This is a genomic window from Actinospica durhamensis (assembly GCF_018139695.1).
Taxonomy (GTDB): Bacteria; Actinomycetota; Actinomycetes; order Streptomycetales; family Catenulisporaceae; genus Actinospica; species Actinospica durhamensis.
In genome coordinates this window covers 1-1,008 of record NZ_JAGSOG010000616.1, presented here as the reverse complement: position 1 = coordinate 1,008, position 1,008 = coordinate 1, and the positions used below count along the sequence as shown (strand labels likewise).

The following is a 1,008-nucleotide window of genomic DNA, read 5'->3' as shown; positions in this document are numbered from 1 at the left end:
GTGGATACCAGTGCGGTGGAGGCGAATCTGCTGGGGGCGGGGCAGGTGGACGGGAAGACGTATGGGATTCCGATCGGGGCGAACACGCTGGCGTTGTATTACAACAAGTCGATTTTGAAGGCGGCGGGGGTGGATGCGTCTTCGATCACGGATTGGGCGTCGTTGACGGCGGCGTTGGCGAGGGTGAAGGCGGTGGGGAAGGTGGGGATCACGTTCTCGGCGATCGGGACGGAGGAGGGCAGTTTCCAGTTCGAGCCGTGGTTTTGGGGTGCGGGGGCGGATCTGACGAGTCTGGATTCGGCGCAGGCGCAGGCGGCGTTGGGGTTGTGGGCGTCGTGGGTGAAGGACGGGTATGCGCCGAACTCGGTGCTGGGCGATACCCAGACGACCAGTTGGCAGGAGTTCGCGGCGGGGGGGACGGCGTTTAGCGAGAACGGGACGTGGCAGTTGGCGAACGCGGCGTCGGGGTCGTTCCCGTACGGGATCATCAGTATTCCGGCGGAGAGCGGTGGGGCGGCGCCGACTCCGACGGGTGGGGAGTTCGTGACGGTGCCGGTGCAGTCGGATACGTCGCGGTATGCGACGACGGAGAAGATCGTGGCGTGCCTCACCAGTGCGGGCAACGCGTACACGACGGATACGACGCTCTCCTACGTCGGTGCGACGGCGGCGGTGCAGGCGCAGCAGGGTTCGGCCTCGGCGGCGCTGGGTCCGTGGATCACGGCGGTGCACACGGCGAAGGGGCGTACGAGTGAGAATCTGGGGACGAGGTACCCGAAGATCTCGCAGGCGTTGTGGACGGCGGTGCAGTCGGCGTTGACCGGGTCTTCGAGTGTGGCGGCGGCGTTGGCGACGGCGCAGTCCTCGGCGCAGTCCGCGGGCTGAGGCCAGGGTTGACCGGGAAGAGTATCGAGGTTTCGTGATGAGTTCTGCGGCACAGGGGCCCGCGGGCGCTGTGCGCGGCCGGGCCGGGGCGGCCACCGCCCCGGCCCCGGGCCACGCCCCAAC

The 1,008-nt window shown here is 68.3% G+C and carries 1 protein-coding gene; it reads left to right on the top strand.

Annotated elements, in window-relative coordinates; translation table 11 throughout:
• Nucleotides 1–885 (top strand): sugar ABC transporter substrate-binding protein (locus tag KDL01_RS41385; RefSeq protein ID WP_212534188.1); only part of this gene is annotated, 885 nt, incomplete at its 5' end.
• Nucleotides 886–1,008: the final 123 nt, after the last annotated feature.